This window comes from Nonomuraea sp. NPDC049269 (genome assembly GCF_043197155.1).
Classification (GTDB): Bacteria; Actinomycetota; Actinomycetes; order Streptosporangiales; family Streptosporangiaceae; genus Nonomuraea.
The window spans coordinates 440615-458423 of the sequence record NZ_JBICSO010000008.1; the positions used below are offsets into that span (position 1 = coordinate 440615).

Annotated in this window: 16 protein-coding genes; 7 read left to right on the forward strand and 9 right to left on the reverse strand. The window is 70.1% G+C overall.

The window, feature by feature from the left end; all coding sequences use genetic code 11:
* The first annotated feature begins 136 nt into the window (after window positions 1-136).
* Window positions 137-1027 carry a hypothetical protein gene (locus tag ACGFNP_RS41530; protein WP_358323043.1) on the forward strand — a complete coding sequence of 297 codons (891 nt, stop codon included), beginning with the start codon at window positions 137-139 and terminating at the stop codon, window positions 1025-1027.
* On the opposite strand, the gene ACGFNP_RS41535 is transcribed toward ACGFNP_RS41530, so the two are convergent.
* Window positions 1024-2340 carry a GH1 family beta-glucosidase gene (locus ACGFNP_RS41535; protein ID WP_393328255.1) on the reverse strand — a complete coding sequence of 439 codons (1317 nt, stop codon included), beginning with the start codon at window positions 2338-2340 and terminating at the stop codon, window positions 1024-1026. The genes ACGFNP_RS41530 and ACGFNP_RS41535 overlap by 4 nt on opposite strands.
* Window positions 2341-2433: 93 nt before the next feature.
* Between ACGFNP_RS41535 and ACGFNP_RS41540 the strand changes: the two genes are divergently transcribed.
* Window positions 2434-3084, forward strand: a complete 651-nt coding sequence (locus ACGFNP_RS41540; protein WP_393328258.1) for a TetR family transcriptional regulator — start codon at window positions 2434-2436, stop codon at window positions 3082-3084.
* 151 nt (window positions 3085-3235) lie between these two features.
* On the opposite strand, the gene ACGFNP_RS41545 is transcribed toward ACGFNP_RS41540, so the two are convergent.
* Window positions 3236-3856 (reverse strand): aldo/keto reductase, encoded by a 621-nt coding sequence (locus ACGFNP_RS41545; protein WP_358323035.1) that lies wholly within the window; start codon window positions 3854-3856, stop codon window positions 3236-3238.
* A gap of 88 nt (window positions 3857-3944) precedes the next feature.
* Between ACGFNP_RS41545 and ACGFNP_RS41550 the strand changes: the two genes are divergently transcribed.
* Both ACGFNP_RS41550 and ACGFNP_RS41555 read left to right on the forward strand, forming a co-directional pair.
* Window positions 3945-4304: a MerR family transcriptional regulator gene (locus tag ACGFNP_RS41550; protein WP_358323032.1), complete on the forward strand. Its 360-nt coding sequence runs from the start codon at window positions 3945-3947 to the stop codon at window positions 4302-4304.
* A 35-nt stretch (window positions 4305-4339) separates the two neighbouring features.
* Entirely contained in the window at window positions 4340-5770 is a 1431-nt protein-coding gene (locus ACGFNP_RS41555) for a penicillin-binding transpeptidase domain-containing protein (protein WP_358323030.1), read from the forward strand.
* Window positions 5771-5777: 7 nt separating this feature from the next.
* Here the strand turns inward: ACGFNP_RS41555 and ACGFNP_RS41560 are convergent, their stop codons facing one another.
* On the reverse strand, window positions 5778-7640 hold the full coding sequence (locus tag ACGFNP_RS41560) for an ABC transporter ATP-binding protein (protein ID WP_358323027.1): 1863 nt from the start codon (window positions 7638-7640) through the stop codon (window positions 5778-5780).
* A 473-nt stretch (window positions 7641-8113) separates the two neighbouring features.
* On the opposite strand from ACGFNP_RS41560, the gene ACGFNP_RS41565 reads away from it, so the two are divergent.
* From ACGFNP_RS41565 to ACGFNP_RS41575, 3 genes are read left to right on the forward strand one after another with little or no spacing between them, the layout of a single operon-like run.
* Entirely contained in the window at window positions 8114-9409 is a 1296-nt protein-coding gene (locus ACGFNP_RS41565) for an extracellular solute-binding protein (RefSeq protein ID WP_358323024.1), read from the forward strand.
* A 54-nt stretch (window positions 9410-9463) separates the two neighbouring features.
* Complete coding sequence (locus tag ACGFNP_RS41570) at window positions 9464-10351, forward strand: carbohydrate ABC transporter permease (RefSeq protein ID WP_393328262.1); 888 nt, start codon at window positions 9464-9466, stop codon at window positions 10349-10351.
* Window positions 10348-11205 (forward strand): carbohydrate ABC transporter permease, encoded by an 858-nt coding sequence (locus ACGFNP_RS41575; RefSeq protein ID WP_358323019.1) that lies wholly within the window; start codon window positions 10348-10350, stop codon window positions 11203-11205. Before ACGFNP_RS41570 ends, ACGFNP_RS41575 begins: the two co-directional genes overlap by 4 nt.
* Here ACGFNP_RS41575 and ACGFNP_RS41580 read toward each other — a convergent pair.
* Genes ACGFNP_RS41580 through ACGFNP_RS41605 form a run of 6 tightly spaced genes read right to left on the reverse strand, consistent with a single transcriptional unit; the run spans window position 11195 to window position 17777 of the window.
* On the reverse strand, window positions 11195-12214 hold the full coding sequence (locus tag ACGFNP_RS41580; protein ID WP_393328264.1) for a 2-hydroxyacid dehydrogenase: 1020 nt from the start codon (window positions 12212-12214) through the stop codon (window positions 11195-11197). The two genes, ACGFNP_RS41575 and ACGFNP_RS41580, sit on opposite strands and share 11 nt — an antisense overlap.
* Window positions 12211-12825 (reverse strand): histidine phosphatase family protein, encoded by a 615-nt coding sequence (locus ACGFNP_RS41585; RefSeq protein WP_393328267.1) that lies wholly within the window; start codon window positions 12823-12825, stop codon window positions 12211-12213. The genes ACGFNP_RS41580 and ACGFNP_RS41585 overlap by 4 nt, the downstream gene beginning before the upstream one ends.
* Window positions 12822-14267, reverse strand: coding sequence for an FGGY-family carbohydrate kinase (locus ACGFNP_RS41590; RefSeq protein ID WP_393328269.1), 1446 nt, complete (start codon window positions 14265-14267; stop codon window positions 12822-12824). Before ACGFNP_RS41590 ends, ACGFNP_RS41585 begins: the two co-directional genes overlap by 4 nt.
* Window positions 14264-15754 (reverse strand): FGGY-family carbohydrate kinase, encoded by a 1491-nt coding sequence (locus ACGFNP_RS41595; RefSeq protein ID WP_358323008.1) that lies wholly within the window; start codon window positions 15752-15754, stop codon window positions 14264-14266. Before ACGFNP_RS41595 ends, ACGFNP_RS41590 begins: the two co-directional genes overlap by 4 nt.
* Entirely contained in the window at window positions 15754-16989 is a 1236-nt protein-coding gene (locus tag ACGFNP_RS41600; protein ID WP_358323005.1) for a sugar ABC transporter permease, read from the reverse strand. The genes ACGFNP_RS41595 and ACGFNP_RS41600 overlap by 1 nt, the downstream gene beginning before the upstream one ends.
* A complete protein-coding gene (locus ACGFNP_RS41605) occupies window positions 16986-17777 on the reverse strand; it encodes an ATP-binding cassette domain-containing protein (protein WP_358323001.1) in 792 nt (263 codons plus the stop codon). The genes ACGFNP_RS41600 and ACGFNP_RS41605 overlap by 4 nt, the downstream gene beginning before the upstream one ends.
* Window positions 17778-17809 lie beyond the last annotated feature (32 nt).

Below are 17809 nucleotides of genomic sequence, written 5' to 3' on the forward strand. Positions count from 1 at the left end.
ACCCAATCTTTATCTCAGACTTAGATCGGACAAACGACTCGATAGTTCGCCAAGGGGGCGTGACTTGTGGCGTTCAGGTGACAGAAATCAAGATCATCTTCTATAGTTTCGCTCCGTCTATGAGGGGAGGACGGACGTGAAAATCAGTCGCTTCGCCCTATTCGCCATCGTCTTGGCGGGGCTGTTCGCGTTCCCACTCCCGGCCTACGGCGATCCCAATCCGGCCGAGTTGCGCAAGCTGACCAAGCAGGCGTCCCAGCTCAACGAGCTCTATCGAGGCCAGATCCAGAGCCTGGAAGAGGTCCGGATCCAGGCGAAGAAGGCCACCGACAACTCCGGCGACCTGGAAGCCCGGCTCGCCGACGCCAAGGCCGCCGTGGCGTCGATCGCCCAGAACACCTACATCGCGGGTCCGATCGACGGCACCCAGCTCCTCATCCCGACGGTCGACCCGTACGTCGCGCTCGGCCAGGCGGCGAACATGACCTACCTGGCCAACGAGCGCATCAGCAAGATGCAGAGCATCCAGGTGCTGATCGACAAGGCGAAGGAAGCCAAGCGGACCGCCGCCGGCAAGATCGACAAGCTGCGAAAAGAGATCAAGGAGATGCAGGGCAAGCGCCGCGAGATCGAGCGGCTGCTCGCCAAGTTCGGCTTCCAGCAGCCGGGTGGCTCCTCGGGGCTCACGCCGCGCCTGATCGCGGTACGCGCACAGATCATGCAGAACTTCCCCATGCCGTACGGCGTGGGCTGCCTGCGTCCCGGTGACCCCGGCGAGCACGGCAAGGGCCGGGCCTGCGACTTCATGATGTCGAGCGGCGGCAGGGCGGCCACCGGGGCCGACGCCGACCGGGGCGACGCGCTGGCCGAGTGGCTGATCAAGAACGGGCCCCGGATCGGCGTGATGTACATCATCTGGAAGCAGCGCTACTACGACATCCGGTCAGGCGGCGGCTGGGATCCCATGTCGGACCGGGGCGGCGTCACCGCCAACCACTACGACCACGTGCACGTTTCGGTCTTCTAGGGGCTCTGCGGCTCCGCGGCGGCGATGCGGTCGCGCAGCCAGGCGTACGACGCCTTCGGGGTGCGGCGCAGGGTGTCGAAGTCCACGTGCACCAGGCCGAAGCGCTGGTGGTAGCCCTCGGCCCACTCGAAGTTGTCCAGCAGCGACCAGACGAAGTAGCCCCGCACGTCGACGCCCTCCGCCGCCGCCTGCTCGACCGCCCTGATGTGGCCGTCGAGGAAGGCGATGCGGCCCTGGTCGTCGATCGTGCCGTCCGGGCCGGGGACGTCCTCCTGGGAGCAGCCGTTCTCGGTGACGTACACCGGCGGGAGCGCGGCGCCGTACCTGGTGCGCAGGCCCGTCAGGAGTTCGCGCAGGCCGTCGGGCACGACCGGCCAGCCGAAGGCGGTCGTGGGGTAGCCGGTGACGCCGAGATCGGTGAAGGGCAGTCCGTCGTCCGCGGGCGCGCCGATGCGGGTGGGGTTGTAGTAGTTGATGCCCAGGCCGTCCAGGGGCGTGGAGATGACGGCCAGGTCGCCGTCGCGGACCACGTCGTCCAGGGCGCCGATGGCCTTCAGGTCCGGATACTCGCCCAGCAGGATCGGGTCGTTGAACAGGCGGTTGTGCAGGGTGTCGTACGCGTCGGCCGCGGCCAGGTCCTCGGCCGACCCGGAGGCGGGCCAGACCGGGGTGCAGTTGTTCGTGATCAGCACCTGTCGTGCCCCGGCCGCGCGCAACGCCTGTACGGCCAGGCCGTGGCCGAGCAGCTGGTGATGGGCGACGGGCAGGGCGTCGAACAGCAGGGCCTGGCCGGGGGCGTGGACGCCCATGCCGTACCCGAAGGCCATGTGCACGAACGGCTCGTTCAGCGTGATCCACATGGGGACGCGGTCGGCGAGGCGCTCGGCCACGATTGCCGCGTATTCGGCGAAGTGATGGGAAATATCGCGGTTCATCCACCCGCCGACGTCCTGCAGCGCCTGCGGCAGGTCCCAGTGGAACAGGGTCGGCACCGGCGCGATCCCCGCCGCCAGCAGCCCGTCGACCAGCCGGTCGTAGAAGTCCAGGCCCTTCGGCTCCACCCGGCCCGTGCCGAGCGGCAGCACCCGTGGCCAGGCGATCGAGAAGCGGTAGGCGTTGACGCCGAGGTCCGCCATGAGCGCGATGTCCTCGGGCCAGCGGTGGAAGTGGTCGCACGCGACGTCACCGGTGTGCCCGTCGCGGGTACGGCCCGGCTCATGGGCGAAGGTGTCCCAGATGGAGGCGCCCCTGCCGTCATCCTTGGCGGCGCCCTCGATCTGGTAGGCGGCAGTGGCCGTACCCCACAGGAACATATCCGCTCCTTAGCGATTATCCGAGTGCCACTCATGTTAACTGGCCGAGGACTCCGGAACCCTACCTGGCGGTAATACGCCAAGATGGGGGGCATGACGAGTACCCTGCGCCGGCGTCCGGCCCAACGCCGCAGCGTGGAGCGAGTCGAACGGATGCTCGACGAGTGCGCACACCTGCTCGACGAGGTCGGTTACGAGGCACTGACCACCAAAGAGGTCGCGCGCCGGGCCGAGGTGCCGATAGGCACGTTCTACCAGTTCTTCTCCGACAAGCAGGGCCTGGTGCGAGCGCTGGCCCTGCGCAACCTCGACGCCTTCCTCCACCGCGTCACCGAACGCCTCACCGAACGGATCGCCGAGGCCGATCTCGACCACTGGACCGACCTGGTCGACCTGTCCATCGACGAGTTCGTCGAGATGAAGCGGACGGTTCCGGGGTTCGCGGTGGTCGACTTCGGAGAGGTGCTGGTGGCGCCGGGCGGGCCGGCGATCGAGGGCACCAACCGGATGCTCGACGCGGCGCTGGAGAACAACGTCATCGTCGCCGACCGGCTGCGGGCGCTCACGCTCGACCTGCTCGACGCGCCGGTCGGGCCGGGGCTCGACCGGGCGCTGCTGGTGGCGGTCGAGGCGGCGGACGCGGTGCTCAAGCTGGCGTTCCGGATGAGCCCCGACGGCGATCCCGACATGATCGTCGAGTGCAAGCAGCTGGTCCACCGCTACCTGGCCAACCACCTGCCCTGACTGCGGCGGGTGGTCTGGGGGATGTCCTCGACCAGCCACAGACCGCCGGTGGCCAGCATCAGTCGTCCCTGCGGCTCTCCACGGGAGCGCTCCCGAGGCCGCCACAGTGTTGATCGTCTCAGTGTTGACCGTCTCAGCGACAAGCGCGGGCTCAGCACGCCGCGCCCACCTCCGCCGCCACCTCGCGCAGCACGGCCAGCCGCCGGGTGGTGCCCGGGTGGTGGTAGATCTCCGGGATCGGGCGGTCTGCCCGTGTGTAGGCGCCCGCCATCAGCGTGTTGTAGACCCACAGCGTCACATCGGGCTCGGCGCGTACATACTCCAGCGTCTCGTCCGTCGCCAGCGTGTGCCCCGCCTCGGCGAGCCGCGTGAGCGGTCGCGGACGCAGGTAGGTGTGGCGGAGCTGCAGATATGTGTACGGCAGCCAGCCCCGCGCCGCCGACAGGTTCCTGGCTCGCTCGACCCGCCAGGTGGCCAGGTTACTGGCGCCCGAGCTGCGGATCCTGCCCTGCCGGGCGAGCTCGTCGAACGCTCCCAGGGTCTCCTCCACGGGGACGGAGCGGTCCTCGATGTGCGACCAATACACATCGATGTAGTCCGTCCTTAATCTCTGCAGGCTGCCCTCGGCGGCCTTGGCGATGGCGGCGGCGGACAGCCCCTCCGCCGTGTCGAGCATGGTGCCTCCGGCCTCGGCGAACCGGTCCAGGATGGCGAAGGTGTCCTTCTCGTCGACGGCGGTGCCGAACGCGATCGTGCCGAGTGCGATGTTCATGGCCCCGACTGTGAAAGCTGGAGTGCGGTCCATGTCAAGTCGCGGGCTCGGTTGACCTGGAGTGGGCTCCAGGTGCGATGCTTCTGCCGTGAGCGTCTACACACCCGCCGAAGTGGTCGAGGAGACCGGCTTCACCCTGGACACGTTGCGCTATTACGAGAAGATCGGCCTGCTCGAACCCGTTGGCCGTAACGCGGCCGGGCAGCGCAGGTTCAGCGAGCAGGACGTGGGCTGGCTCGGCACGATCCGGTGCCTGCGCGACACCGGCATGCCGATCGCCGAGATGCTCCGCTTCGCCGATCTGGTCCGCGCGGGCGATCACACGATCCCGGACCGGATCAAGCTCCTGGAGGAGCATGACGGCCGCGTCCGGGAGCAGATCGCCAACCTCACCGAGCGGCAGCACTACATCCAGAACAAGATTTCCTACTACCGCAGAGTCGTCTAGCCCTGCCTTGGGGGTCCGGTTGTTAGACCGGCACTATGGCCGGACCCAGGGCGAAACGGATCAACATCCCGCTGCGCCGCGTCGCCAGGATGTGCGCGGCGCTGCTGTTCGTGCTGCTGGCCGACCTCACGCTCGTCCAGGGGTTCGGGACACGGGGGCTCAACGCCGATCCGCGCAACCAGCGCTCGGTCATCGCCAGGTTCGATCATCCACGCGGCGACATCCTCACGTACGAGGGCGCGATCATCGCCACGAACCGGAAGACGGACGGCGAGGCGTACGCGTACCGCCGCGTCTACACCGACGGCGAACTGTACGCGCCGGTGACCGGTGAGGCGTCGCTCGACCGGACCACGGGCATCGAGCAGGCCGCGGACGGCGTGCTGTCCGGCGACGACCCGAGGATCCAGGTCCGCTCGCTGGTCGGGCACGGCGGCGCCCAGGGTGCTGCGGTCCGGCTCACGATCAGCGAGCGCGCGCAGTGGGCCGCGTACGAGGGACTCAGGGCGGCGGGCCGGCCGGGCGCCGCGGTCGCCATCAACCCGGCGACCGGCGCGATCCTCGCCCTGGCCAGCTACCCGTCGTACGACCCGAACGCCTACACCACGACCGACCTCGCCGAACTGGCCGAGACGGACCGGCGGCTGCGCGGCGACCCCGGCAGGCCGCTGCTCAACCGGGCGGTGAACCAGAGCTACCCGCCGGGCTCGGCGTTCAAGCTGGTCACCGCGGCCGCCGCGCTGTCGTCGGGTGAGTACACACCCACCTCGCGGGTCGACACCCCTGCCCGGCTGCGGTTCCCCGGCGGCACGGTGGCCGGCCTGGCCGGCTCCGGGCTCTGCGGACAGGCTCATCCGACGCTGCCGGACGCCTTCCGGTCCTCCTGTGACGCCGCCTTCGCCGGCATCGGCCTCCAACTGGGGCAGGACATCCTGCGCGACCAGGCGGAGGCGTTCGGCTTCAACGCCGGCGACCTCACCATCCCGTTGCGGGTCACCGCCAGCACCTATCCGCTGAACATGGACCGGGCCCAGACCGCCCTGTCGGCCATCGGCCGCTACCACGACCGGGCCACTCCGCTGATGATCGCCATGCTGTCGGCCGCCGTCGCCAACCACGGCGTCCTCATGCGCCCGTACCTGGTGGAGGACGTACGGCTGCCGGACGGCTCGCTCATCGACCGGGCCAACCCGAAGCCGTACCGGGTGACCATGCCCGCCACCCTGGCCAGGCAGCTCACCTCGATGATGCTCACGGCGCCCGGCGCCGGCGGCTCCGGGACGGCGGCCTCGTCCCGGGGGGTGGCGGTGGCGGCCAAGTCGGGGGCGGTGGAGGATCACGCGCTCTTCACGGGGTTCGCCCCGGCGGACCGGCCGGAGGTGGCCGTGGGTGTGGTCGTGGAACGCGCCGCTCCGTCAGCCGCCGGCCCCATCGCCCGCGCCGTCCTGGAGGCCGCTCTTTCCTAGCGGGCCGCTATCGGTACGCGCTGGCTTGGAGGGTGTAGAGGTCGGCGTACAGGCCGTTGAGTGACATCAGGGCGGCGTGGTCGCCGTGCTCGATGACCTTGCCGTGGTCGAGCACGTAGATGCGGTCGGCGTAGCGGACGCTGGCCAGCCGGTGGGTGATCAGCAGGACCGTGCGTCCGTCGGAGTGGCCGCGGATGCGTTCGAACAGGGCGTGTTCGGCGCGGGCGTCGAGGGCGGCCGTGGGCTCGTCGCAGATGAGCAGGGGCGCGTCGCGGTGGAAGCCGCGGGCCACCGCGATGCGCTGCCACTGGCCGCCCGACAGCTCGTGGCCGTCCTTGAAGCGCCGGTCGAGCAGGGTGCGGTAACCGTGGGGCAGCTCGGCGATGACCTCGTCGGCGCCGGCCACCGAGGCCGCCGCGTGCAGGGCGGGCTCGCCCTTGCCGGTGCCCATGGTGATGTTGTAGCGGGCGGTGAGCGGCCAGCGGGTGTGGTCCTGCGCGATGACCGCGGTGCGCAGCCGGAGCTCCTCGGGGTCGACGTCGCGCAGGTCGAGGTCGTCCCAGAAGACCGCGCCGCTGTCGGGTTCGTACAGGCCGGACAGGATCTTGGCGAGGGTGGTCTTGCCCGAGCCGTTCTCGCCGACGAACGCGATGACCTCGCCCTGTTCGATCTCGATGGAGACGCCGCGCAGCGCGGGATCGTCGGCGCCGGGGTAGGTGAACGTGGCGTCCGAGACGGAGATCCGCTGGAAGCTCCGCGGGGCGGCGGCCGGCCGGGGGCCGGGCAGACGGGTTTCGGCGTCGGCGCAGAACTCCAGGAAGTCGGTGAAGTAGAGGCCCTCCTCGTAGAGGTGGTTGGTGGCGAACATCAGGTTGGACAGCGACCCCTGGCCCGACCTGATCGCCAGCACGGCGGTGCCCGCGACGGCCAGCGGGATCGCGGCGATCGCGAGCAGGATGCCGAGCGCCAGGTAGACCAGGCCGCTGCCGAGCCCGCCCAGCGCCTCGCCCACGAGCCGGGCCCACATCTGCCGCTTGGCCAGGCTGAGCATCACCTGCTGCTCGGCCCGCGCCACCGCGTCGTACATGCGCAGCAGGAAGCCGCGCATGGTGAAGGAGCGCACCTCGGCGGCGGGCTCGCGGTCGGCCAGTAACTCGGCGATGATCCACTTGCGCCGGACGGCCGGGATGAGCGAGTAGAGCGTCGTGTAGCGCATCTTGGCGCTGCGTACGGCGGCCCACGCGTCGGGCAGCACGGCCAGCAGGAGCAGCGGCAGCAGCACAGGGTGGAGCACGCTCAGGACCCCGGCCACGGCGGCGATGCCGACCGCGGCGGTCACGACGTTGATGGCCGAGGAGACCACGGAGTCGGCCATGGCCACGCCGCGCAGCCGGGCCCGCTGGAGCGCGTCGTGGAACTCCGGATCGTCGAAGGCCACCAGCGCGACCCGGCTGGTCAGGTCGTAGAGGCGCTCCTCGGTCTGCCGCGTCACCTGCGGGTCGAGGCGGGCCTGTGCCCAGCCGGCGCCCGCCTGTACGGCCGTGCTCAGCCCCGCGGCGGTGGCCACCATGATCAGGCTGGGCACGGCGGCCATCACCCGGTCGGGCGTCGGCCCCTCCTGGAAGAGCGCGCCCAGCACGCCGGTCGTCGCCAGCAGCCCGAACGCGGTGAACACGCCGCCGAGCAGGTTGAGCGTGACCGTCGCCACGGTGTCGCGCGGGCTGGCCCGCCAGGCCATCCGCATCGCCTGGACCACGAGGGACGGTAGCCGCTTCGCGATGGCGAGGAAGCCGACCTCGGCCATCTTGTCGGTGTGGGCGTGCCAGTCTGAGGCGGAGACCTCGCCGAGTTCGAGGGGCTCGTCGGCCATACAGAGAGTGTGCCCGCCGGGTACGACAGTTCCCGCTTCATCGTGGTTGAACCTGAGCACTCTTCTACGTCTGCATAGAGGGCTGCACATACCTCTCTACACATCACTGCCTTCACGCGATTACATCCTCGAATGGCCATCTCGACGCATGCGGCGTCCGGTCCGTTTGCCTAGCGTTCTGCATGTGATCGGCCACTTAGTGTGGTGGCCGGATCCGCCGGGGCGTCGCGTGTCCATGCGGAGCTTGGCCTCCTCGGAGGGGTGGGGGCCGGTTCCGGGCGCGTGACAGCGGGCTCGAGCCGCGCAGGGCTCGGGCCCGCCCACCGCCGGCCGATCGCCGCGCGCTCGGCGGCTGCGTATGCGGACCTGTTATCAGCACATGCCTTGACGGCTCCAAGTGCGAAGTGGGTTGATTGCCCTACTGACAACGTTGTCAACCTTCACCACTCGGGGTTTCGAAGGGACGGTGTGCGATGCGACGACGGTGGTTGGCGGCCGTCGCGATCACTATGGCGAGCGTGCTCGGCCTGGCCGGCTGCGGTGGTAGCGGCGGCGGAACGGCCAGCCCGCAGGCCACGGGTGGCGGCGAGAAGAAGCAGGTCGAGGTGTTCTCCTGGTGGACAGGGCCGGGGGAGGCCGACGGCCTGAAGGCGATGCGGGCGATCTTCGAGAAGGAGAACCCGAACTACACCTTCTTCGACGCGGCGGTCGCGGGTGGCTCCGGCGACAAGGCCAAGGCGTTGCTGCAGTCGAAGCTTCAGGCGGACACCCCGCCGGACACCTTCCAGGGTCACGCGGGTGCCGAGCTGCAGGGTTACATCAAGGCGGGTGACCTGGAAGACCTCAACTCCCTCTATGACGAGCTGAAACTGAAGGACGTCTTCCCCTCCCAGCTCATCGACCAGATCAGCGTGGACGGCAAGATCTACTCGGTGCCGGTCAACATCCACCGGTCGAACGTGCTGTGGTTCAACCCGAAGGTGCTGAAGGACGCGGGGATCGCGGCCGCGCCCAAGTCGGTCGACGAGTTCATCGCCGACCTCGGCAAGGTCAAGGCCAAGGGCAAGATCCCGCTGTCCATCGGCTCGGAGTGGACCGTGGTGCACCTCATGGAGAGCGTGCTGCTCGGTTCACTCGGCACCGACGCCTACAACGCCCTGTTCAAGCCGGGCGCCAACTGGGGCAGCCCCGAGGTGAAGAAGGCGCTGGAGAGCTTCAAGACGATCATGACGTACGCGGGCGACCCGCAGGACGACTGGCAGCCCGCGGCCAAGCAGGTGGCCGACGGCGAGGCCGCGTTCAACATCATGGGCGACTGGGCCTACGGCTACTTCCACAACCCGCCCGACGGCGGCCTGGGCAAGAAGTCGAAGGAGGACTTCGACTGGGCGCCCTCTCCCGGCACCGAGGGCACCTACCTGTGGCTGTCGGACAGCTTCACGCTCCCCAAGGGCGCGAAGAACCGTGACGGGGCCCTCGCCTGGCTCAAGGTCGCGGCCAGCAAGGAGGGGCAGGACGCCTTCAACCCGAAGAAGGGCTCCATCCCCGCCCGCAAGGACGCCGACCAGTCGCTCTACACCGACTACCTGGCCGACGCGCTGAAGGACTGGTCGAGCAACAAGCTGGCCGGTTCCATCCAGCACGGAGTGTCGGTGAACCAGCCGTGGCTGGCCTCGATCACCGAGGCGGTCGGCCTGTTCATCGGCAGCAAGGACGTCGCGGCCCTGCAGAAGGGGCTCGCCGACGCCGCGACGGCCAACGCGCAGTAAGTTCAGTCACCCGGGTACGGCAGGCGTTCGCGCCTGCCGTACCTCTTGGAGGGAATGCTTGTGAGGCGGGCGCGCACCTGGCTGCCTGGGTTACTCCTCGTCACGCCGTCCATCATCGCGATCGGCGTGTTCGTGTACGGCATGCTGGGCTGGAACTTCCGGCTGGCCATGACCGACAAGCACGACGAGGTGTCCGAAGGCAAGTTCGTCGGGCTGAAGAACTTCGTCGACATCTGGGACCTGCCGCGATGGCACATCTCGGTGCAGCACACGATCATGTTCACGCTCGTGTTCGTGCTGGGCGCGCTGGTGCTCGGCTGGTTCCTGGCGTTTCTCATGGAGAAGGGGATCAGGGGCGAGGGCACGTTCCGGGCCATCTACCTGTTCCCGATGGCCATCTCCTTCGTGGCGACCGGCATCGTGTGGCGGTGGCTGATGAACTCGGGGATGGAGCAGCGGGCGGTCGGGCTGAACCGGCTGTTCGACTGGATCGGGCTGCCGCAGTGGCAGTGGTTCCGGGACCCGGACTGGGGGATGGCCGCGATGGCCCTCCCGGCAGTCTGGCAAATGTCCGGATATGTCATGGCACTGTTCCTGGCGGGCTTCCGTGGCGTGCCGGAGGAGCTGCGCGAGGCGGCGCGCGTCGACGGGTGCAACGAGTGGGGCGTCTACCGGTACGTCGTGCTGCCGATGCTCCGGCCCGTGACGCTGTCGGCGCTGATCATCCTCGGGCACATCTCGCTCAAGGTGTTCGACCTGATCGTCGCGGTGTCGGGCAAGCAGATCATCACCGACGTGCCCGCCGTGTTCATGTGGGTGGCGGTGTTCGACTCCCACGATCCGGCCAAGGGCGCCACGATCGCCTCGTACATCGTGCTCAGCGTGGCCATCTTCGTCATCCCGTACCTGATCTGGTCCGTACGTAAGGAGCGGCGTTCATGACCGCGGTCATCGGGCGTCGGCGGGCGTCCACCGGGGTACGCCTCGCCCTGCTGATCGCCTTCGTGGTGATCTTCCTGATCCCGATCTACGTCCTCCTGGTCACCAGCTTCAAGCCGCTCACCGAGGCGGATCCCGGCCAGGCGTGGAACCTGCCGCGGACCTGGACCTTCGAGGCATGGCGGGTGGCCTGGGAGAAGCTGGCCCCGGGCCTGTGGAACTCCGTCCTGCTGGCCGTGCCGGGCTCGCTGCTGTCTTGTGTGCTCGGCTCCCTGAACGGCTACGTGCTGTCGAAATGGCGCTTTCCGGGCGCGGACCTGCTGTTCACGCTGTTCCTGTTCGGCATGTTCATCCCGTACCAGGGCGTGATGATCCCCCTGGTGCAGCTGCTGGTGAACCTCAACGAGCTGACCGGGCTGCAGGGCGTCTTCTACGGCGGCATCCCGGGGCTGACGCTGGCGCACGTGGTCTACGGCATCCCGATCTGCACGCTGATCTTCCGCAACTACTACGTCACCATCCCCGACGAGCTCATCGAGGCGTCGCGGGTGGACGGCGCGGGGATGCTGCGTACGTACTGGTCGGTGGTGCTGCCGGTGTCCACGCCGGCGATCGCGGTGGTGATCATCTGGCAGTTCACCTCGATGTGGAACGACTTCCTGTTCGCCGTCTTCCTCACCGGGCCGACGAGCTGGCCGGCGACCGTCATGCTCAACAACATCGCCGGCGCCCAGGCCACCCCGTACAGCCAGCAGATGGCGGCGGCCATCCTGGCGTCGGTGCCGACGATGCTGATCTACGTGTTGCTCGGCCGGTTCTTCATGCGCGGGCTGATGGCCGGCGCGCTCAAGGGATGAGCGCGGCCGGGTTCGCCCAGTGCTTGAGCGGCTCCTTGCGGACATAGCGGGCCACGTCCCCGGCGACGATCGTGGCGGCGTTCATGGCCGTCTCCTTGCTGGCGCCGGCCAGGTGCGGGGTCATGACCAGGTTCGGGGTCGTGAGGAGCCGCGACCCCGCCGGGATGGGCTCCTCGGGGAAGACGTCCATCGCGGCGCCGAACAGGTGGCCCGAGTCCAGCGCGTCGCACAGGGCGTCGTAGTCGAGCAGGGAGCCGCGCGCGCAGTTGACGATGACGGACACGGCGGGCATCGCGGCGATCTGCGGTGCGCCGATCATGCCGATGGTCTCGGGGGTGGCCCGCGCGTGCAGGGAGAGGAACCGGGAGCGTTCGAGCAGCTCAGCCAACTCCACCTGTCCTGAAATTTCCACGTATGGGTCGTAGACCAGGACCTCCGCGCCGAAGCCCTCCAGCATGCGGGCCACCCGGCGGCCGATCGCGCCGTAGCCGATCAGGCCGGCCGTGGAGCCCTCCAGTTCGGGCCCGACGTTGTCGTAGGTGTAGTAGTCGCCCCGCCAGACGCCGCCCGCCAGGTCGGCGTGCGTCTGGGGGATGCGGCGGGTGGCGGCGAGGAGCATGGCCAGCGTGTGCTCGGCGGTGGCCACGGCATTGCGCCCCGGCGCGAACGTGACCGCGACCCCGGCCTCGGAGGCCGCGTCCAGGTTGGCGTTGACCGGGCCGCCCCGGCTCACGCAGAACAGCTTGAGCTCCGGGCACGCGTCCAGCACCCGCTTGGTCAGGGGGGCCATCTGGGTCACGCAGACCTCGACACCACGCAGCGCCTCGATCAGCTCGTCCTCCACGTCGGACGCCTCATCGACCTCGCCCACCCGGCCGAACGGCACCACCGGCCACGGCAGCGTGAGCTCGCGGATCTCCACGTCACCGGGAACCTCGCGCCTGATGGCGTCGATGAAGAGGCGGTTCTGGACGAAGTGGTCGCCGGCGGCGAGGACTCGGATGGTCAACGAAGAGCTCCAATCGGGGAGTTGTACCGCAGGATCGCCACCTGGCCGTCCCGCGGGCGGATCTCTGTGATGGCGCAGTTGTCCAGGCGTGGGAAGAGCCGCCGGTACTCGCCCAGGGGCACGCCCATGAGCCGGCACAGCGCGATCCTGATGATGGTCGTGTGCGCGACGACCATCACCCGGCCGTCCGGATGGGTCGCGGCGATGTCCCGCAGGCACTCGGTGAACCGGTCGGCCGCCAGTTTCGGGTCCTCGCCGCCCGGCAGGGGGTTCGTGGCGGGGTCGGCCTCGAAGGCGGCACGGGCCTCGGGGAACCGCCCGCGCATCTCCGCGGCGGTCAACCCCTCGCCCTGGCCGAAGTCGAGCTCCCGCAGCCGCCCGTCCACCCGCGGCTCGACGCCCGCCGCCTCGGCACTGGCGGCGGCGGTGAGCCGCGCTCTGCTCAGCGTGGACGCCCAGACGGCCGACAGCCCGGCCCGGGCGGCCCAGGAGGCCAGCTGCCCGGCCTGGTCGTGGCCGCGCGGCGTCAGCTCGATGTCGCTGAGCCCGGCGTAACGGTTCTCGGCATGCCAGACGGATTCGCCGTGGCGCACCAGTGCGATGTGGGTCATGGTGCGGTCCTCTCACGGGCGTGGCCGGCGGCGCTTCCGGGCAGCCAGCCGCGTCTCTCCAGTTCTGCGACAAAGCGTAGATAGGCCTCGTCCAGGCGGGGCCCGACAGGGTCCACGACCTCGCGGGTGCGGATCATCCGGGCCGGGTCGCCCGCCTCTCCCGCCGCGAGTACGGCCATGCCGAGCGCGGGCTCGGCGTTCTCCCGCAGCGTGACGGGGCGCCCCAGGACGTCGGCGCGGAGCTGGGTCCAGTAGGCGCTCTTGGTGGTCCCGCCGGTCAGCACGATCTCGCCGTCCACCGGGGCGCCCAGCAGGTCGAGGTAGTCGAAGCAGAGCCGCTCGACGAACGCCGCGCCGCGCAGGATCGCCACGTAGCGCTCGACGTCGTCGGCGGGCTCGCCGAGCGTGAACCCCTCGGCCTCGGGCGCGACGAACGGGAACCGCTCCCCGCGCGACACGAGCGGATAGGTGACAGGCAACTCGGCGGCGTGGCCGAAGTGGGTGGCGGCCTGGGTGCTGAGCGCGTCGAGGTCACGGCCCGCGAACTCGCGGGTCAGCACCCCCGCGCCCGTGCTCGACGCGCCGCCCGGCAGCCACGAGCCGTCCGGCGCGCGGTGCGAGTAGACCACGCCCAGCGGGTCGTGGATCAGCTCTCTGGTCACGCCCTTGAGCACCAAGGTGGTGCCCATGACGGAGTTCCAGCTGCCCGGCGTCATGGCTCCCGCGCCGAGCTGTGCCGCGCACCCGTCGGTGGTCCCGGCGATCACCGGGGTGCCGGCCGGGATGCCGGTGATCGCGGCCGCCTCGGCGCAGACCGTGCCGAGCGTGGTGCCCGGCCGTACGACGCCGGGCAGCGTCCCGGTGGGCACGCCCAGCTCGTCGAACACCTCGTACGGCCACCGCTCGTCGATCAGGTCCACCCCGGTCTTGAGCGCGTTGCCCAGGTCGGTGGCCACCTCCCGCCCGACCAGGCGCCGGTTCACGAAGTCGTTCTGGTGGGCCGGCCGGGCATCGGGCGGGGCGTCACGCAGCAGCCACAGCAGCTTGGGGAGCGCCCAGTTGGCCTGCATGCGCTGGTAACCCAGCCGCTCCCAGACGGCCGCCCCGGCCGCGTTGACCCGCTCCACCTCGGCCGTCGCCCGCCGGTCGTCGTACATCAGCCCGGGGGTCAGCGCCTGCCCGTCAGGGCCGGTGAGCAGGATCGTGCCGGAGGTCGCGGCCACGGCGACCCCGCGGATCCGCTCCGGCGGCACGTCGCGCAGCGCCTCGGTGGTGGCGGCGGCGAGCTCGCGCCACCACTGTTCCGGGTCCTGCTCGTGCCGGGGTCCGTCACGGTGGCTGGTCAGCGGCCTGCTCGCCGAGCCGAGCAGCTCGCCGGAGTCCGTGACGGCCATCGCCCGGACGCTCTGCGTGCCCAGGTCCACTCCGATCCAGACGCTCACGCACGACCCCGCTTTCGGCGGCCGCGCATCTCCGCCAGCAGCGGCCACGATCGGGCGCTGGTCTCGCGTAGGGCGAGGAAGTCCCGGTAGGCCATGTCGTACGCGCCGGGCTCAGGTCGTACGGCGTCGCGCAGCCGTACGTACTGCTCCGCCGCGGCCTTGACACTGGTGGCCGCACCCGTGGCGACCAGGCCGACCAGGTAGGCGCCCCTGGCGCCGACCTCGGCGTCGGCCGATCTGAAGACCGGCAGGCCGGTGACGTCGGAGATCATCCGCAGCCAGAGCGCGCTGGCCGAGCCGCCGCCGCACACCCGCAGCTCGCGCGGCCGGTCGCCGGAGGCGGCCAGGCAGTCCTGGATGACGAGCGTGAGCCCTTCGAGCACCGCGCGGGCGACGTGCTCGCGCCCGTGCTCGAAGGACAGGCCGAGGAAGGCGCCCCTGGCCTGTGGATCGGAGAACGGCGCGCGCTCGCCGGCGGGGGAGAAGTACGGCTGGAACGACAGCCCGCCCGCGCCCGGCGGGCCGGTGGCCGCGAGTTCGCCCAGCTCGGCCGGGCCGTCCAGGCCGAGCAGGCGGCAGGCCCACTGGAGGACCTCGGTCCCGGCGAAGGTGGGGAAGGCACGCAGGTAGCCGCCGGGCATCGCGATCGTGATGCCGACGGGCTCGCCGTCCAGGTCGGGCCGTTCGACGACGGTCTCCGTGCAGAGCGTGGTGCCCAGGATGCTGCACGCCTGGCCGGCGCCCACGGTGCCGGCGCCGAGCGCGGTGGCGGCGATGTCGTAGGGCGCCATCACGACCGGCGTCCCGGCGGGCAGCCCGAGCAGTTCGGCGGCCTCGCGGGTCAGCCCGCCCACCCGGCGGCCGTCGTCGCGGAGCTCGGGCAGCAGGTGCTCGGCCCATTCCAGGCCGAACATGGCAAGCAGGGCCGGGGAGTAGGCGCGGGTGCGCAGGTCCATGAAGGGGGCCGAGCCGTCGGACTCGTCGGCGGCGAGCTCTCCGGTCAACCGGGAGAAGATCCAGCCGCCGCACGACAGGTTGGCGGCCGAGCGGGCCAGCCGGTCGGGATCGTGCTCGTTCAGCCAGGTCAGGATCGCGTGGGGGAGCCCGGAGGCGGCGGAGGAGCCGTTGACGCGGAAGGCGTCGGCGGCCAGGCCCGAGCGGTTCCAGCCGTCGACCGTCGCGGCGGCCCTGCCGTCGTTCCACAGGATCGCCGGACCGGTGGGCCGGCCCGACGCGTCGACCAGCCAGCAGCCGTCGCCCTGCGCGGTCACGGCGACGAAGTCGGGCGCGGAGCCGAGCTGGGCCGCGACGCCGCGGACCGTGTGCGCGACCGCGTCCCAGACGGAGTCCATGTCCTGCTCGGCCTGGCCGGGGGCGGGCCGGGAGACGCTGGTCCCGTGCCGGACGACGGCCGCCTCGGCGCCCGTCTCGTCGTACCCCACGGCCTTGATGACCGTGGTCCCCGCGTCGACGCAGATGACCGCCATCAGGCGCGTCCGTGGGAGGTCCGCGACTTGCGGGCGATCGAGTCGACGACGACCGCGAGCAGCAGGACGATGCCGGTGACCATGAACCGGATGGAGGAGTCGAGGTTGAGCAGCGTCAGCCCGCTGGAGATCGACTGGATGACGATGATGCCGAGCAGCGCGCCGAAGGCGGTGCCGCGCCCGCCGAACAGGCTCGTCCCGCCGATCACGGCCGCGGCGATGGCGTTGAGGTTGACGTCGCCCGCGCCGCTGCTCTGGTTCGCCGCCGCCAGCCGGGCCGCGGCGAGGATGCCGCCCACCGCCGCGAACGTCGAGCAGAGCACGAAGACCGAGGTGTAGATGGCCTTGACGTTGATGCCCGCCCGGCGCGCGGCCTCCACGTTGCCGCCGACCGCGTAGACGGCCCGGCCCCACTTGGTACGCGACAGCATGTAGTGCATGATCAGCACGAGGCCCACGAAGAAGATGAACATCCAGCCCACGCCGCGGGTCTGCCCGAGGTAGTAGACCACGAAGGCCAGCACGGCCAGCAGTGCCACGCTCCTGATGATCAGCGTGGACAGGTTCCTGGCCGACAGCCCGGCGCGGCGCCGCTCCTGGGCGTGCAGGTAACCGCTGGCGAACAGCCAGATGGCCGCGATCACCGCGAAGCAGTACGACAGCCACGGCGGCACGAAGTCGAGCTGCGCGAAGTTCACCAGGCCCGAGTCGAACGGCAGGTTGATCGAGCCCTTGCTGCCCAGCACGTACAGCTGCAGCCCGAGGAAGGCCAGCAGCCCGGCCATCGTGATGACGAAGCTCGGCACCCCGAACCGGTTGAACAGCTGCGCGTACACCCAGCCGATCACCGCGCCCATGATGACCGCGGCCAGGATGGCCAGCCACACCGGCAGCCCGTTGCTGACGAACAGGACGGCGAGCACGGCTCCCGACAGGCCGCTGACTGAGCCGACCGACAGGTCGATCTGGCCGACCAGCAGCACGCAGACGATGCCCAGCGCGATGATGCCGACCGCGGCCGACTCCAGCGTGAGGTTCACCAGGTTCGCGCTGGACAGGAAGATCGGGTTGAGGATCTGCAGCACCGTCCAGATGACGATGAGCCCCACCACGACGGGGATCACGCCGAGGTCGCCGCCGCGGGCCCGCTCGAGCACGTCGGCGATCGCGCCGCGCAGCCCTTCGTGCCCGCTCAGCCGCTCGTCCTGGCGATCCGTGGTGAGCGTGCTGTTCATGAGGGGAGCCCTTCCTTGCGGCGCGCCTGGCGCTGGGAGACCGCATTGTCGGTGGCGCCGGTGATGGCGGCGATGATCTCCTCGGTGGAGACCGCGCCCACGTCGAACACCCCGTTGTTCCGGCCGAGCCGGAGCACCGCCACGGTGTCGGCCACGGCCTGCACGTCGGCCATGTTGTGGCTGATCATGATGACGCCGAGGCCGTTCTCGCGGAGCCGCTCGACCAGGTTGAGCACCTCCGCCGTCTGGGCGACGCCCAGGGCGGCGGTCGGTTCGTCGAGGATGATCACCTTGGGGTCGCCGAGCAGCGACCTGGCGATGGCCACCGTCTGCCGCTGGCCGCCGGAGAGCGCGGCGACCGGCACGCGGACGCTGGGGATCTTCGCGGAGAGTTGGCGGAGCAGCTCCCAGGAGCGGGTCTCCATCGCCACGTCGTTCAGCCGGAGCGGGCGGACCTCCTGACCCAGGAACAGGTTCTGGATCACGTTGAGGTTCTCGCACAGTGCGAGGTCCTGGAAGACGGTGGCGATGCCGAGCTTGTGCGCCGCCGCCGGCGTCGGGATGTCGATCTCCCGCGACTCGAAGGTGATCGTCCCCGAATCGGGCGGGTGCACCCCCGACAGGATCTTGACCAGCGTCGACTTGCCCGCGCCGTTGTCGCCGACGATGGCCATGACCTGGCCTGCCGCGACATCGAGCTCGATGTCGGTCAGCGCGGCGACCGCGCCGAACGTCTTACTGATCCCCCGCAGGGACAGAACGCTGTCCGCTTGCTCTGTAGGCGACAAGACGGCTCCTCCCTCGCCCTACTCGATGAGCC

What these genes read in the sequence shown, in the direction of transcription:
- ACGFNP_RS41535 (WP_393328255.1), bottom strand. Translation starts at nt 2,340, where the DNA reads ATGTTCCTGTGGGGTACGGCCACTGCCGCCTACCAGATCGAGGGCGCC.
- ACGFNP_RS41540 (WP_393328258.1), top strand. Translation starts at nt 2,434, where the DNA reads ATGACGAGTACCCTGCGCCGGCGTCCGGCCCAACGCCGCAGCGTGGAG.
- ACGFNP_RS41545 (WP_358323035.1), bottom strand. Translation starts at nt 3,856, where the DNA reads ATGAACATCGCACTCGGCACGATCGCGTTCGGCACCGCCGTCGACGAG.
- ACGFNP_RS41555 (WP_358323030.1), top strand. Translation starts at nt 4,340, where the DNA reads ATGGCCGGACCCAGGGCGAAACGGATCAACATCCCGCTGCGCCGCGTC.
- ACGFNP_RS41560 (WP_358323027.1), bottom strand. Translation starts at nt 7,640, where the DNA reads ATGGCCGACGAGCCCCTCGAACTCGGCGAGGTCTCCGCCTCAGACTGG.
- ACGFNP_RS41565 (WP_358323024.1), top strand. Translation starts at nt 8,114, where the DNA reads ATGCGACGACGGTGGTTGGCGGCCGTCGCGATCACTATGGCGAGCGTG.
- ACGFNP_RS41570 (WP_393328262.1), top strand. Translation starts at nt 9,464, where the DNA reads ATGCTTGTGAGGCGGGCGCGCACCTGGCTGCCTGGGTTACTCCTCGTC.
- ACGFNP_RS41575 (WP_358323019.1), top strand. Translation starts at nt 10,348, where the DNA reads ATGACCGCGGTCATCGGGCGTCGGCGGGCGTCCACCGGGGTACGCCTC.
- ACGFNP_RS41585 (WP_393328267.1), bottom strand. Translation starts at nt 12,825, where the DNA reads ATGACCCACATCGCACTGGTGCGCCACGGCGAATCCGTCTGGCATGCC.
- ACGFNP_RS41595 (WP_358323008.1), bottom strand. Translation starts at nt 15,754, where the DNA reads ATGGCGGTCATCTGCGTCGACGCGGGGACCACGGTCATCAAGGCCGTG.
- ACGFNP_RS41600 (WP_358323005.1), bottom strand. Translation starts at nt 16,989, where the DNA reads ATGAACAGCACGCTCACCACGGATCGCCAGGACGAGCGGCTGAGCGGG.